The organism is Lacibacter cauensis (assembly GCF_007830055.1).
Classification (GTDB): Bacteria; Bacteroidota; Bacteroidia; order Chitinophagales; family Chitinophagaceae; genus Lacibacter; species Lacibacter cauensis.
The window spans coordinates 542616-558492 of sequence record NZ_VLLE01000005.1 but is presented as its reverse complement, the minus strand read 5'-3'; the positions used below and the strand labels follow the sequence as shown (position 1 = coordinate 558492).

Below are 15877 nucleotides of genomic sequence, written 5' to 3'. Positions count from 1 at the left end.
CGGCATCATCAGCAATCGGTTCAGGAATTTCAGCCGGACTAAATTACAGGAATAATTGTAATTTTTACAATTATTAATTTTCTGACTTTTTTTTAACAAAAAAAGCGACAGCCTGCTAACAGACTGTCGCTTTTTTTTGATACCCAACTGATCTTTATTTTGAAAACACTGCAGGAACGGCTTCCGCAACCGGGTGTTTTGCCTCGTAAGTATAACCCATCAAACGAGCAATGGTTTGTGCAAACTGTTGCTGGTAAAACTGCTGCGCTAATTTCACTTCGCCCTTAGCAGCTAACCCCGGCGCCATTACTGCAAACCAAATTTCGGATGCATCTTTAATGGAATTACCATGACTGGTCCATTCTGCATTCACTGCATATCCCCTGCCATGATCGGTTGTAATAAAGAGGGCTGTTTTGTTTTTATACTGCGGATCGCTTTGTACATAATTCCACAACTGCTGTAACCATGCATCAACCTGATGTGCGGCATCCAGGTAAGAACGGTATTGTCCTGCATGTGCCCACTCATCGGTTTCGCCGTAAGCAATGTAGAGTACGTTCGGCTTCTTTGCTTTTAAATGTGCCATTGCTGCATAGTGTGTAAACACATCCAGGCATTCATCTTCATGCCAGGGCCTGTAGGAATCTTTCAGCATTTTATTTACCAATTGCTGTTCGCTTGATAATGCAGGAACATTTGCCGTATCAAACGCTGCTATAACAGGAATACCGCTGCGCTCTTCATTTAAAATGCGGTTGAACGCTTCCCATGCACCAAACGCTGCCACTTTACCTTTTAACTTTTGCTGTTGATTTAAAAACTCCAGCACTGTTACATGCGGATTAGGCTTGTACCCATTTGAATTGATCGCTGTATCGGCATAACCTGTCATGATCTCACTGTAACCGGGATAACTGAACCAATACGGATTGGCATTATTTACATAGTTGTTGTATTTACGATTACCATACAATTGTCCTTTTGCCGCAAATGTGCTCCACATAAACGGCATCAGTTTGCTGCGGCGCTCTTCTGCTGTTGCTGCCCAATAATGTTTGAAGATATAAGCACTGTCGCCCCGGTGAAACTTTTTATTATTGGCGATGGCCGAATCCATACCGCCATATACTTCCTGCCAACGCAAACCATCGGTTGTAACAACAATGATATTCTCAATTTTCTGAGCTGCTGCATGAAGAGCAGTAAGAAAAAGCGCAATGCTGAAAATTATTCGCATAAGTTGATGATTGATTTACTCCGCCAGTTTATACAAACCAAATGCAGAAAGCGTTGGATTTAAACGTGAAGATAAAATACGAAGCCGTACTTCTTTGGCAGTTATTGTATTAAATTTCAGTAAACGTTTATAACCGATGGTGCTGCCTTCTGCAATCTGTTTCCATTCGTTTCCATCCTTGTATTCAAACACAAATTTTTCTACCCGCTGACCGATACTGATGTTTTCCTGCAGACTCAGCACATCAAATGTTTTTGCTGATGGAAATGAAAAGGTGATGGTCGTGGATGTATCTTTTCCCTTCGTTGTAAAATAAGTTGTGTACGACTGATCGAGCAATGCATTTGTGTTGATGCCGTTGCTGCATTTTACTGTTGCACCTTTTGCAAGATTGTTTGCAAATGTTTTCTTAAGCAGCACTGAAAAACCTTCCAGGCTCTTTACATCGCTTGCAGAAAGCAATCCATCTCTGCTTGGCGGAATATTCAACAGCAACACACTGTTATACCCTACCGAACTGAAATAAATATCCATCAATCGTTGCGGCGATTTTACTTTATCATCTTCTTTTGCATGATAGAACCAACCCGGCCTGATCGATACATCTGTTTCTGCCGGATACCAGATCAATCCTTTTGCATCTTTTATTTTTTCTCTACTGCCAAGGTCTTTCTGCATCTTATCTCCCTTCGGTGCAAAGGCTACATCTTTCTGCGAACCGTCGGCAATTTTCTTCATCATATTTTCATCGGCTGGTATTACACTCCATTCTTCTTCACGACCCATTCCCGTTTCGGTGCCCACCCAACGCACATCGGGCCCCATAATAGCAATAGTTGCAGAAGGTTGCAGTTTGCGTATTACAGCATACCAACGATTGAAATCATACACTTGCTTTTTACCATTCGGCCCTTCGCCATTGGCACCATCAAACCACACTTCATCTACACGACCGTATTGTGTAAGCAACTCTGTTAACTGGTTTACAAAAAAATCATTGTAGGCATCGGTTCCATACATCGGTGCATTGCGATCCCACGGCGACAAATACACACCAAAACCAACGCCATATTTTTTACAGGCTGCTGCAACTTCTTTCACTACATCGCCTTTACCATTTTTCCACGGACTGCTCTTCACTGAATGTTCGGTGTACTTACTTGGCCACAAACAAAAACCATCGTGATGTTTAGCGGTAATAATCACCTGTTTAAAACCAGCAGCCTTTACCGTTTTGATCCACTGCTCTGCATCGAACAACACAGGATTAAAAATGGAAGGACTTTCAGTACCATTACCCCACTCTCTGTCGGTATACGTATTCACACCAAAATGAAAGAACGCAGTTAATTCCAGTTGTTGCCAACGCAACTGCCTTGCACTTGGTGTTACGTTTGCTGCTTTCGCAACAATTTCTTTTTCTGTATCACCAGGTTTGATGACTACGTAATTTGTGCTGCTTGTTTGCGCAGTACAAAGTTGTACGGCAACAATAGCAACAACAGTAAACGAATACTTTAAAAATTGATGAAACTTCATACGTTTTTATTTAACCGGTACCATCCAGTAAGTATAGCGATGATTGGCAAACGGAATACGGTATTGCTGCATGGGCATAGAACCCCAGCTATCAATACCCTGTAAACCTGTTTGCTGCAGATCAACATGCATATAAATTTTATCTTTCATAATCAACTCACCGGAGTGATACTGTTTTTTCTCAGTCTCCGGATCCAGATCATCCAGCGTATAAGGTAAAGCAGAAAAATTCAACAGGCTGTCCACATACACAAACTCAACTCCCTTACCTGCTTTGTTCGTCATCTTCACCCAACGCACATCGGCTTTGTTTCCACTCTCCTGCGGACGGGCATAAGAGAAATATTGATTGCTCACATTCTGTTTGTACAAACCGATCAATGATGCTGATTTACGATCCCAATAATTTTCCCAAGGGCCACGACCATAAAAGCTGATTTGATCAAATTCTTTTTTCAGCTGCAGATCATTTCCTACACGCAGCAGCAAAGAATATTTCCCTTTTACTGCATCAATGCTGCTGGTCACTTTTATTTTACCATCTGCATAAACAGTGAACTGCTGCTCACTCTCCGCATCGTCATTCACAATTTCTTTTTTAAACAGTATCGTGTATGATCCATCGGTTTGTTTGGTTACTGTTGCTGCAATTAATTTTCCCTGCTCATAGGCATTGCGCCACATACGCAGGTTGCGGTTGAAGCCGGCACCAATATCATTATCGGTTGGTGCACGCCAGTACGATGGTTGCGGACCTTGTTCCACAATAGTTGTTCCGTTTAGAACGTACGAACCCATAGTGCCATTCTTCAAATCAAAATTCACCGTAAAGCCTTTACCGGAAATAGCACAACTTGTTTCAGTCTGTTTCAACTGTAGGTTTCCTTTGCCGGTGATCATATCCTGTACAACAATACCTTGCTTTAATGCAAACTGTTCGTAAGCGATTTCATATCCTTTCTCCAAAAACGGCTCCGCTTCTTTCAATGTATAGTGCACATTGATGAAATATTCTTTTGCTTCATTTTGTTTTGATTTAACCGGCAGTGTTACTGTTGTTGATTGCTGTGCTGCAATGGACAATTGATTGATGATGCCTTTTTCAATCTGCTTACCATCTTCCATCAGCTCCCAACTTAACTGCACATTATCCAGGTTACGGAAGAAGTAAGAATTACGGATGGTCAGTTCATTGTTGTGCAGCGAAGATTTGATGAACTGATGCACTTTCTTAATTTCAACAGCCATGGGTGTTAATCCACGATAAGCGGTTACCACACCCTTCACACAAAAATTATTATCAGTGAAATTTTGCGGCACAGGCCCTTCCAAGGGAAAGTCGCCACCATAAGCCATAATACGTTTGCCATTCTTCACTGTATCAATTGACTGATCGATCCACTCCCAGATAAAACCACCTTGCAGGTTGGGATTATTTTCAATCGCATCCCAGTATTCTTTAAAGTTTCCGAGACTGTTACCCATGATATGTGCATATTCACTCATGATGAGCAAACGACTTGGGTTGCGACCTGCATAACGTTTTAACCAATTCGGATCAGGATACTGCGGAACGATCATATCGGTATTGTAATCATTCTCTGCACGTTCGTATTGCACGGGACGGATATCATTCTTCTTTAACCAATCGTAGGCTTCATAAAAATTCACACCATTCCCTGCTTCGTTACCCAACGACCATGTTACAACCGATGTATGATTCTTATCCCGCTCGTACATACGGTAAATACGTTCAAGGTGCGGTATCCGCCATTGTTTATCGTTACCCAAAGTGTAAGCCAAGTCATAGTAACGGCCATGCGATTCGATGTTCGCCTCATCCACTACATACAAACCAAATTCATCACACAGCTCCATCCAATACGGATCGGGCGGATAATGCGAATGACGAACAGCATTCACGTTCAGCTTCTTCATCATCTCCATATCCTTGTGCATGTCTTCTTTGGTGAGCGTATGCCCTTGTGTAGCGTTATGTTCATGACGGTTCACACCTTTCAGAAACACACGTTTACCATTCACTAAAAAATTATTATTGATGATCTCGATGGAACGGAATCCCACACGCTGCGGAATTACTTCCACTACATTCCCTTGTTTATCTTTTAACGTAATGTATAAGGTGTAGAGATAAGGCAATTCAGCCGACCATTGTTTTACATTGCTGATTTTTTCTTCGAACGTAACAGTGCTTTTGTAATTACCCAGCACCGTTTGTATGCCTGAAGTTGATTTTTTTAAGATGTTGTTACCAACTGCGTCCATCAGTTCAATATCCACAGCAAATGTATCAGGCTTACTGTGGTTTGTACGCTGATCGATACGATAGTTGTTTACTTCTGCTTTTATACTCAACAATCCATTGGTATAATTATCAGTAAGCGTGCTCATCACTTTAAAATCACGCACATCAAGCTTTGGTGTTGAGTAGAGATACACATCACGTTCAATACCCGAGATGCGCCACATATCCTGGCACTCCAAATAACTACCATCGCTCCAGCGATACACCTGTAAGGCAACCAGGTTTTCACCCGGCTTTACATATTTCGTAATATCAAACTCAGCAGCCAGTTTACTGTCTTCGCTGTACCCAACCTTCACACCATTCACCCAAATAAAAAATGCAGACTTCACTGCACCGAGGTGAATGAATACTTGCCGGCCGTTCCAGCTTTCGGGTATGTTTATTTTTTTGCGATACGAACCAACAGGATTGTTATCAACAGGAATATCAAATGGCGGTGTCATACGTGCACCGGTTCTGGTACTTCCTGCAAACTCATACGGTTGATTTACATAAATGGGTAAACCATAACCGTTCACTTCCCAGTTGGCAGGAACTTTAAAATTATTCCATACCGCATCGTTAAAATCTGTTTTATAAAAATCGAGCGGACGTTTACGTGGGTCCTGCACCCAATTGAACTTCCAGTTACCATTCAGCGAAAGAAAATACGCCGACTGTTCTTTGTTGCGGCCCTGTGCCAATGTACGGTTTTCAAATGCAAAGGCCGATGCACGCATGGGCATGCGATTGATGGAAACAACATCGGGCGTTTGTAATTCTGTGGGGAGTTCCTGTGCAAAAGCAGCCAATGTATAAAGAGCTGCAGCGGCGAACGTAAATAAACTTTTCATTTGCTCAAACTTACTTTCTTATTACGGCAATGCACTGTGCAAACGATTGACCGAATTAAGCAAATGCAACAGTGTAAAAAAACAGCATCAGGCCTTAGCAGCCCGCTTGTTAAGTGCGATATACAAACCAACAGAAACCAGCATTACACCAACAAATGTGTACAGGCTGATCGGCTCATGTAAACTGAGTGCAGCAATCATAAAACCAAACACCGGGCAGAGAAACAACCAGTACGAAGCCGTTACCGCATTCCGTTTCAGTAACCATAACCATAACTGAACGGCTCCAATGGAAACCGGAACCACCAACCACAACACCCCACTGAAAAATTTCATATCGTAATGATTCATCTCGGGTTTATAAGTAAACAAGAGAAATGGCACTAAAAACAATCCGCCAAGTAAGGTTTGCCAGCCGTTAATGGTGAGTATATGCAGATCGTTCCACTTTGTGCGTGCAAAATAAATGGCACCAGCCGAGTATGCCAACATACTGATGAGCATCAACAACAAACCTGTTACGGTTGCATAACTGTTCTGCAACAAAGGCCATGCGGCAATCACTACACCTGCAGCACAAGCGAGCAAACTCAGCCAATGCTTCACACCCATTTTATGATCAAAAAGCAAAACAGAAATAATACTGATGAACACAGGATTCACTGCTACAGCCATACTACCTAAACCTGCCGATACTTCCTGCATGGCAATGACGTACACACCTAAGTAAATACTGATGTTTAGCAAACCATACACTGCCAGAAACAACCACTCTTTCTTTTGCGGCAACCGTTTGCCCAACAGCAAATGTGTAAACAGCAGCATACCTGCACCGGCTAAAAAGAAACGGGCAACCGCTATTACAAAAGGTTGTGCCGATTGTAAGGCAATCTTCGTTGCAGCTGCAGCAGACGACCACAACAACGCAAACAACACCCCTGCTAAAAGATATTTCCAGTTCATAAATAAAAACCGCAGCCATTACAACAGCAGCACTGCAAACTTATTCCATCTGTAACTAACGCAACGAAGCAAACAAATTCCAGCTGCGGTCTTTCAAATTTGGATATTGGATTTTAAAACTTGACGTTTATCTAATAATCACTTCGTCAATGAAAATATGCGTAGGCGATCCTGCACTTTCGTGCCATGCAGGCAACGCTCCTCCGGTTTTTGCCCGCACACGGATGTAGCGTGCTGTTGCAGTTACATCAGCACCCAGCTGCTGCACTTCCGGGCCTTTGGCATCGGTTGAAATTTTATTGACAACTGTTGTTAAAGGTTGATATGTCTTGCCATCGTTACTGATCTCAAATACTACTTCTTTCGGGTAAACGATCCAAGGGCTCACTTCCTGTAATACATTGATGCCAACATATTTTATAGGCCGTACTTTTTGCAGATCGATAATCGCTACAAAATCTTTTGCATAATAACTCTGCCAGTCGCCGGTTTTCCAGTTTGCATCACCTACTATTCCATCGATCAATGCATCTTTACCGCCTGCGGTGTACATGGGATGCACTTCGCTTAGCACCGTAATGTTTCTGTCGCCGGGTACTTTATAAAACTTCTGTGCAATTCTTGCACTCTGTTTTCCATTCTTACTTGCAAACAGTTCAATGTTTGCGGTTTCGGTGATAACAAATGGCTTTTCGTAGCGGATAAATTTCGGCTTTTCTTCTCCTTTCACAATTGCATAATAGATCTCTGTTTTTGGATCGAGATGCTTCAATGTAACCGTTAAGCTGTTCTTGAATTTATTCGTATTCATCTGAAAGAACGGAACTGCTACAAACTGCTCATCATTTACTTTTGATGAAGGCATATCTGCTTTGTTGATACCACGTGTTTTATTAGGCGTTGCACTCATTTCAAATACCAACTCGCCACCATTCTCCACATCGGTATTCTTAATAAAGGTAGCCGCATGTGTTTTGCCATTCAATAATACATTGTTGACATAAAAGTTTTTTGCAGAACGGTTCTTTGCAGTGATAGAAAATGTTTTACCATTCTCTAAATGAATCTTTACTTCATCAAACAACGGTGTACCCAATGCATACACGCCACTACCGGGTGTTGGCTGGTAGATACCCATTGCACTCAACACAAACCATGCACTCATTTGTCCGCAATCTTCATTACCAATCAAACCGTCCGGGTTGTTGGGATAAAACTCTGTACAAATTTTATGAATAAGCTCCTGTGTTCGCCAAGGCTTGCCTGCATAATTGAACAAATAAGCCATGTGGTGACTTGGCTCGTTACCATGTGCATACTGACCGATCAATCCTGTTACATCGGCCTGATCACGACCGCTTAATGTTTGGTTGGTGGTGAAGAGTTCTTCCAGCTTACGTAAGAAATTTTCTTTGCCGCCATATATTTTGATCAATCCATCAATATCCTGCTGTGCAGAAAACGAATAATGCCAGGAGTTCCCTTCGGTAAAAAAGTTATTGACCTCTGTTGCATTGAAAGGTGAGAACCAAAAGCTCTGCACCTTGCCACGAATGTGATATGTAGTTGGATCGAAGAGATTACGATAATTCAAAGCACGTGCTGCATATTTTTTTGCTACAGCATCATTACTGATCCATTTGGCAAACTCAGCAATACACCAATCATCGTATGCATACTCCACCGTCTTTGATGCACTTTCATGATCATGATCGTTGCTTACAAAACCTTGTCTGCCGTATTGCGTTAATCCATAACGGCTGCTTTCTGCATAACTGGTCATTGCTTCCAATGCCAGCTTCGTATCAAACCCTCTGATTCCTTTTTGGTACGCATCTACAATTACCGGCACCGAATGATAACCGATCATACAAAAGGTTTCATTACCACTCAACTCCCATACGGGCAACATGCCACCATGTTTGTATTGCGCCAAAAAAGTATTGATCCAATCAGCTGTTCTCTTTTGATTAATGATCGACATGAGCGGATGCAAAGCACGGTGCGTATCCCATAATGAAAAAACGGAGTAATTGGTAAAACCATCCGCTTTATGCAAGTTCAGATCGGTGCCACGGTATTCTCCGTTTACATCAGTATAAATATTCGGCGCAACCGATGCATGATACAAGGCCGTATAAAATGCTATCTGTTGATCCTGTGTACCACCTTTTACTTCAATCTTACCCAGCTCTTTGTTCCATGCATCTTCTGCCTGTTGTTTTACGGTTGTAAAATCCCAATGTGGAATTTCTGCATCAAGATTCAGCTTTGCGTTTTCCATGCTTACGCCTGAAATACCCACTTTCACCTGCAAGTTTTTGTTGCTGCTTACATCAAAACTGAAATAGGCTTTGATATTTTTACCGCTGGCAGAACGAATATTGTTTTGTAAGACATCGTTCAACGCAATGCCATACGTCTTAATCGGTTTTTCAAATTTTATGTAGAAGTAAAGAATTTGATTCGATGCCCAGCTTTTGCTGCGGCGCATCCCTTTTACTTCGTATTCGTTCACTAGTTCAAAAGACGATTCCAATACTTCATCTCTATGTTTCAGATCAAGCAATACACTTCCTTCTCTCGTGCCTGCATCAAATGTGTATTGATGCATACCCGAACGGAATGAAGTGGTGAGTGCTGCATTGATGTTATGTTTCTTCAGCAGCACTTCGTAATAACCTGCATGTGCTTTTTCATTTTTGTGTGAGAAGGGAGAAGCATATTCACTATTCTTCCATTTCACTTCTCCTGTAAACGGCATCAGCAACACATCGCAGTAATCGGCAATACCGGTACCGCTCAGATGCGTATGCGAAAAACCATACATGATACTGTCGCTGTAATGGTAGCCACCGCAACCATCCCAGCCTTCCAGTCTTGTATCCGGACTTAACTGCATCATACCAAACGGCATTGTTGCACCAGGATACGTATGACCATGACCACCTGTGCCTATAAAAGGATTCACAAGCTTTGCATAATTTGTTTGAGCATTTACCAAAACACTCAACGTAATAAAACAAATAACAAACACTACTCTTTTCATCATCTTATATTTTCAATTCTTAATTAAATCCACCCTGTCCTCGATAAAGCTTCACCGGCTTATCGAGTTTTACTTTTACAACAGTGATATACTTATCCAACACATTTTGCGGAACATTTACATACACCAATCCGGGCACATGACTCCACGATATTTTACCAACAACTTTATGCGTGAGTTTGGCATTACTGCCCAAAACAGTGATATCCTGAATTTTATTATCCAGTCCTTTGATCATAATATTACCGCCCGAACTTCCGTGCAGGAACAAATACAAAGTGGTGGAGTCTTTCGACAATGTTGTAGGACCATAAAAATGTCCCTGCGGAAGCCCACCGATTGTATTAAAAATTCCTTCCCCATTCCGTTTGTTCCATGCACCCAGTTCTTTCAACACATTTACCTGTTCAGCAGGAATGGTTCCATCTTCCATTGGTCCCATATCCAACAACAGATTGCCACCGTTCGAAACGGCATCAACAAAAATGCTGATCACTTCGTACGGTGTTTTCCAGTTATTATCGTGATGAAATCCCCAGTTATCATTGGTGGTCATACACAATTCCCACCAGTTGAATTTGGGTCTTGTTACCGGAAAATTCTGTTCCGGTGTTTCGTAATCGCCATAGCCTTGTAAACGGCCGTTAATGATGGCACTGGCATTACCTGCTAAAATCAGATTTCTTACTTTTTGCGACTCCCATTCTTCGGCACTGTGTTCCCAATCTCCATCGAACCACCAGAGGTCGGGTTTGAACATCGCATTGATCTCTTTGATCTGCCCCTGGAAAAAAGAACGATAACGATTCCAGCGATCATAATCGTTTGCTATTTTATAACGGCTGCTGTCGTTTAAGAAACCGGGATAATCGGGATGACTCCAATCGAGCAATGAAAAATATGCACCGCACTTGATGTTGCGTTTCCGCAGCTCTTCAAAGAACGGCTTGATCATATCTTTTTTTGCAGGCGTTGCCTGCACCGTACTCAACTTGTTCATTTTGGTATCATACATCGCAACCCCATCGTGATGTTTGGTGGTGATCACCGAATATCTTGCACCGCTTTCTTGGATGAGATCGGCCCATGCAGCAGGATCATAATTTTTTAAGGTGAATCCTTTGAGCTGCTTCATGTAATCGGCATAGCTGATCTTTTTGTTATGAAAACTCCACGATTCATCAATACCATTCACTGCATAAATACCGGCATGGATAAAAATGCCCAGTTTGGCATCGGCAAACCATTGCATTTTTTCTTTAATAGCCGCAGCATCTGTTTTTTGCTGGGCACTCAATTGTACTGAACCGAGCAGTACAAGAACAATCAATAGTTTCTTCATCACGCTATCTTATTTAACTGTATAATTTTTACAAGATCATTTTCGCAACACATCAAAAAGCGATTTGATTTTGATTGTTGAAATTTCTTTCGTTGAAAAATACCTGTTCTTCACATGCAGGTATTTCTTTACACCAGCCTTCAAATCGAAATAGTTATCATCGATATCAAAAAAGGTTTGTTGCTTATACAAGTACACATATTTCGCATCCACATTACTTACAATGCTGAACAGGTTCTCGCCTTCATGCCTGATTGTAAATGAAGGTTTCTTTAAAACGACATCTTTGGGATATACACTATCTCTCACAGGTTTCACATCATCACGATAAGCTTCTTTAACAGCATACCAGGCAGCTTTTGGTTCACGACTGTAATCGGTAATACTCCAGCTTGCAACCGGCCAGCAATCGTTCAGCTGCCATAACAAGGTACCCATGTTGTAAGGTTCTTTGCTGCGATGAATGGCGATTGCATTTTTAAGACTGTAATACTGCAGGCATTGTGTGAGATAAGTATAATCCTGCAACGATAGTTGTTTCACTTTTGCTGAATCCAGAAAGTAACGATGCAGGTACGATTCAATTTTCATGAATCCATTACCCGCTTTCTGATGCTGATGGATAACATCAGAAAAAAGAAAACGATCCTGTGGCAACGTAAATTTTTCAATGCTGCTGTAGTTGGGCATTGCCTGCATACCATATTCACTCACAAAGCGACCGGTCTTTTGTTCAAAAATTTCCACAGGCTCCAGCCCCCACCAAACACCCCAGTAATGACTATCACCTTCGGTAATACTTTTTGCACGCCCCCATCCGTTGGTGGGAGATGTGCTTACATATTGACGAGTACCATCAAACACATTCACCCATGCGGCAATACTGTCACGAAACAAACGCACATAATCATTCCACACCTTCGCAGAATCCTGTCCATGCAGATTGAATTGATTTTGCCAGCCCCACTGATGCCATGCTTCATCTACTTCGTTATTACCGCACCACACCACAATTGATTTATGATGACGAAGCCGTTTGATCTGATATTTGACTTCTTCTTTTACATTATTAAAAAATTGTTCATCTCCGGGAACCATTGCACCGGCAAACATAAAATCCTGCCAGATGTAAATACCCAGCTCATCACAGAGATCATAAAACACATCCTCCTCATAAATTCCACCACCCCACACACGCAGCATATTCATGTTGGCATCTTTCGCCAGCATTAAAATTTTCCGATAGTCTTCTTTTGTTAAACGTGGAGTAAACATATCGGAAGGAATATAATTCGCCCCCTTCATGTACACCGGCTTGCCGTTTATTTTAAAATAAAATGTTTTACCGTATTGATCGGGCTGCTGCACCAATTCAACTTTATTAACAGCAGTAAAAGGTTTTTCTATTGGTCGTTCATTAAAGGCTTCGAGGTACACGCTTTTCCAAATGCCGCAGGTGATGAATGTCGGCCCCCAATCCCAACCGAAATGATATTGCGCTTTTCGTGCATAGGTTCTTGCATTATCGGGCAATACAAACGGCAGTTTCGATTTTGCAATGGAATCAACTTTATTTTTTGCTGATGCAAAACGAATCAGTAACGTATTGTTGGGTTTTAGCAATTGCTTAACATCGGCTTTCCACTGGCGAAACATATTGTCTGCAGAAAAAAGAAGCTGACCGTTTAGATACACATCAGCATAGGTATCTAATCCATCAAACACAAGTTCAATGTTCTTCCTTTGTAAAATTGCTGCATCTGCCTGAAAGGTTGTTTTATAATCCCAGTTGGTTTCGCCAATCCATTGCAGTTTCTTTTCGTTGTCACGATAATAAGGATCGGGAATAAGTTTGTTAGTAAGCAGATCGGTATGTACAGTGCCGGGCACTTTTGCTGCATACCATTTGTTTTTGTTTTGCTCACTGAATTGCCAGTTTTGATGCAATACAATTTTTTGTACCGCCGGCTGCGCCGTTAGTGAAGAAATAAACAAACCAAGTAGCAGCGAAAACAACAATTTTTTGTTCATAAAATAACCATTATCAATAATGCCCCACCTCAAAACGACAGGCATATAAAGGGCTTTCAACTTTAATTCCATTAATGACAAAAGCAAATATTTCCGAAATTACATACTCATCATTTTACAATAATTTCATCAATAAACACCCACGATCTGTTTCCATGATAATTATGCCATGCCGGCAATTCTTTTGTTCCGGTTACATTAAACCTGATAAATCTTGCCGTCTTATTATTTGGATTAAACACAAAATCTTTTATTTCCTGTGGCACCTGGTGGTTACTGTCGATCGCCTGCACTCCGCATGTAGTGAAATTTATTCCATCACTGCTGATGAAACATTCAATTTTAGAAGGGAAAACAATCCACGATTTCGTGCTTTGTAATGCACTGATGCCGATTTGTTTGATGGCTGATTCTTTCTCGAGATCAAGCGTTAACACAATATCCTTTCCTTCCCATCCCAGCCAGTTGATTTTATAATCATCAGTTCCTTTAACACCGTTGGTGAGCATACTGAAACCTGTGCCGGTATATTGCTCAGCAGGTGTAACAGAACCAGTTACCTTTTTTTGAAAAGCAAGATTACCTTCCACTTGCACATCAATAAAACGCAGTGTGCTATGGTAAAAAATATCGGCTGTTAAACCATTTTCATTCAACTCAACAATGTTGTTATCTTTGCAGACAGCATAAAAATCTTCAAGCAGTTGTTTACGTTCCGGCTTCAGCATGTATTTGCCGTTTTCAATTTTATACCAGCCGTTTTCACCAAACATCTGCGTTTTGGCAATTTCCATATCGGCATACTGCACAGGTAACTTTGCAATTTTTACACGCTGCAATACTTCCGGCTGATCTTTTACTGCAGCTTCTGCCTGCTCAAACAATTTATAATACTGAGCAAGCAATGCGGGTGATAAAAACGTCCTGGCATTCCACACCGGCGAGCCATAAATGTCAAGACGTTGTTTTGATTTAGCTGCTTCACTATGCAGCAAAGTGAAATAAGATTTTAAAAACGGGGCTGCCTGTTTGTAATAGCCTTTCATGAAATCATCGATGACGGCATTAGCATCGGCATTAGGGTTCCAGAGTAATTTACTCAGCAGATATGCTTTGAGTTCAGCAAACTCAGCACCTTTGGTGATATTGCATTGCTGAAATTGTGCTCTTACTCCATATTTATTAAAAAACTGAATGTTTGGTTGTAAGGTGTGAAACAAAGGAAACGGACAGAGATAATTGGTGAACTGAATTTCATAATCCCACAGCATAATATTGCTGCTGATTGTACTCCAGTCTTTGATGTCACTTACAAAAGATGCACTTGTCGAATCCCGTTCAATCGGCAAACTGCGGTTGAGCTCAATTGTGCAAAGCGTGATCATTACATTCTTTGCAGGCTTTGTATGCAAAGGCGCTTTTCTTGTGTACTGATAAGCAAGTGTGGTAATGATTTTATCAGGAAACAATGCCGCAACCCTATTCACAAACTGAATAACCGAACCTGTTGGCCCGCCATCTATATCATCATTCTTTTTACATTCACTGCACTGGCAGTAATCATAATTATCATTCTGGCTTACACTCCAGTATTTGATGTTGGGATGTGCAAGCATATCTTCTTTCAAACGTTTTACTGCAATTTCAAATACCACAGGATTGGATAAGCATAATTGTCCGTAATGAATACGTTTTCCATTTACCAAGGAAAAGTATTCAGGATGCGATTGAAAATACTCTGTTGAAGGAACCAGTCTGTTAAACGTATGTACATAGTATCCTCTCCATGCACCATCATTCCATTTATCTGCAATGGTATGCAGCTTGCGCCAGTTTTTGTATTGTTCGTTATAAGGAAAATTTCCGTTTACAACACGGATGATATTGTAAGGAACCTGTTTATTATTAATAAAACCAACCGCAATTGTTTTTTTAACAGGAACATATTCAGCATCGGGCGAAAACTTACGGCAACCAAGATAATCTTCAAGAAATGAAACAACGCCGTTCATCACTCCTTTTCCATAACCACCGGTAATAATCAGCTTTCCGTTTACGGTACTGATATGATAACCATCTTCTTCTAAATTATTTTTTTCTTTGAAACGATTGGTGTTGCCAATAATAATTTCTTTCGCTTGTGATGTTATCTTATCAGAAATAACAGGAAGTAAAGCACCTGACATACGGGAAAGATATTCCTGCATTACCTGTGCTGCCTGTTTCTCTGTTTCAGTAGCAGCTTCAGGAATAACAATAGAGTAATTGCTTTTGCCATTTGTTACCAGTTGCAATTTATTTTGGGCCATTACCTGGATAACTACCAGCTGAAACAGAAGTATTGATACTAATTTCATGGATCTATTTTAATCACCTTTTAAAACAAGCAGCAGTAAAAAACTTTTACAACACAGCTCTTTGCCGAATACACCAGTAGTTAAAAAAGAGGCCAGCCAGGAATGGCCGGCCGTATAGTTTTGTATGCTAAAACTACTGATTATGAAATTTAAACCTGCTCTTGTTGGCGTATGCCGCATAATTAAGAACAGAT

General features: G+C 41.1%; 8 protein-coding genes. All 8 read right to left on the bottom strand.

Features of this window, described 5'->3' with window-relative positions:
- Positions 1-154: 154 nt before the first annotated feature.
- The 8 genes from IQ13_RS16115 to IQ13_RS16080 all read right to left on the bottom strand — a co-directional run bounded on the left by IQ13_RS16115 (position 155) and on the right by IQ13_RS16080 (position 15683).
- Positions 155-1240, bottom strand: a complete 1086-nt coding sequence (locus IQ13_RS16115; protein ID WP_144887651.1) for a sulfatase-like hydrolase/transferase — start codon at positions 1238-1240, stop codon at positions 155-157.
- A 15-nt stretch (positions 1241-1255) separates the two neighbouring features.
- On the bottom strand, positions 1256-2779 hold the full coding sequence (locus IQ13_RS16110) for an alpha-L-fucosidase (protein ID WP_144887650.1): 1524 nt from the start codon (positions 2777-2779) through the stop codon (positions 1256-1258).
- Between the two features lie 6 nt (positions 2780-2785).
- Positions 2786-5941, bottom strand: a complete 3156-nt coding sequence (locus IQ13_RS16105) for a glycoside hydrolase family 2 TIM barrel-domain containing protein (protein ID WP_144887649.1) — start codon at positions 5939-5941, stop codon at positions 2786-2788.
- Between the two features lie 87 nt (positions 5942-6028).
- Positions 6029-6904, bottom strand: a complete 876-nt coding sequence (locus tag IQ13_RS16100) for a DMT family transporter (protein ID WP_144887648.1) — start codon at positions 6902-6904, stop codon at positions 6029-6031.
- Between the two features lie 127 nt (positions 6905-7031).
- Positions 7032-9956: a GH92 family glycosyl hydrolase gene (locus IQ13_RS16095; protein ID WP_144887647.1), complete on the bottom strand. Its 2925-nt coding sequence runs from the start codon at positions 9954-9956 to the stop codon at positions 7032-7034.
- Positions 9957-9972: 16 nt separating this feature from the next.
- Entirely contained in the window at positions 9973-11295 is a 1323-nt protein-coding gene (locus tag IQ13_RS16090) for an alpha-L-fucosidase (RefSeq protein WP_144887646.1), read from the bottom strand.
- A 36-nt stretch (positions 11296-11331) separates the two neighbouring features.
- Complete coding sequence (locus tag IQ13_RS16085; RefSeq protein WP_199758284.1) at positions 11332-13371, bottom strand: glycoside hydrolase family 2 protein; 2040 nt, start codon at positions 13369-13371, stop codon at positions 11332-11334.
- 65 nt (positions 13372-13436) lie between these two features.
- Positions 13437-15683: a glycoside hydrolase family 20 protein gene (locus IQ13_RS16080; protein ID WP_144887645.1), complete on the bottom strand. Its 2247-nt coding sequence runs from the start codon at positions 15681-15683 to the stop codon at positions 13437-13439.
- Between the last annotated feature and the right edge of the window lie 194 nt (positions 15684-15877).

What these genes read in the sequence shown, in the direction of transcription:
- IQ13_RS16115 (WP_144887651.1), bottom strand. Translation starts at nt 1,240, where the DNA reads ATGCGAATAATTTTCAGCATTGCGCTTTTTCTTACTGCTCTTCATGCA.
- IQ13_RS16110 (WP_144887650.1), bottom strand. Translation starts at nt 2,779, where the DNA reads ATGAAGTTTCATCAATTTTTAAAGTATTCGTTTACTGTTGTTGCTATT.
- IQ13_RS16105 (WP_144887649.1), bottom strand. Translation starts at nt 5,941, where the DNA reads ATGAAAAGTTTATTTACGTTCGCCGCTGCAGCTCTTTATACATTGGCT.
- IQ13_RS16100 (WP_144887648.1), bottom strand. Translation starts at nt 6,904, where the DNA reads ATGAACTGGAAATATCTTTTAGCAGGGGTGTTGTTTGCGTTGTTGTGG.
- IQ13_RS16095 (WP_144887647.1), bottom strand. Translation starts at nt 9,956, where the DNA reads ATGATGAAAAGAGTAGTGTTTGTTATTTGTTTTATTACGTTGAGTGTT.
- IQ13_RS16090 (WP_144887646.1), bottom strand. Translation starts at nt 11,295, where the DNA reads ATGAAGAAACTATTGATTGTTCTTGTACTGCTCGGTTCAGTACAATTG.
- IQ13_RS16085 (WP_199758284.1), bottom strand. Translation starts at nt 13,371, where the DNA reads ATGCCTGTCGTTTTGAGGTGGGGCATTATTGATAATGGTTATTTTATG.
- IQ13_RS16080 (WP_144887645.1), bottom strand. Translation starts at nt 15,683, where the DNA reads ATGAAATTAGTATCAATACTTCTGTTTCAGCTGGTAGTTATCCAGGTA.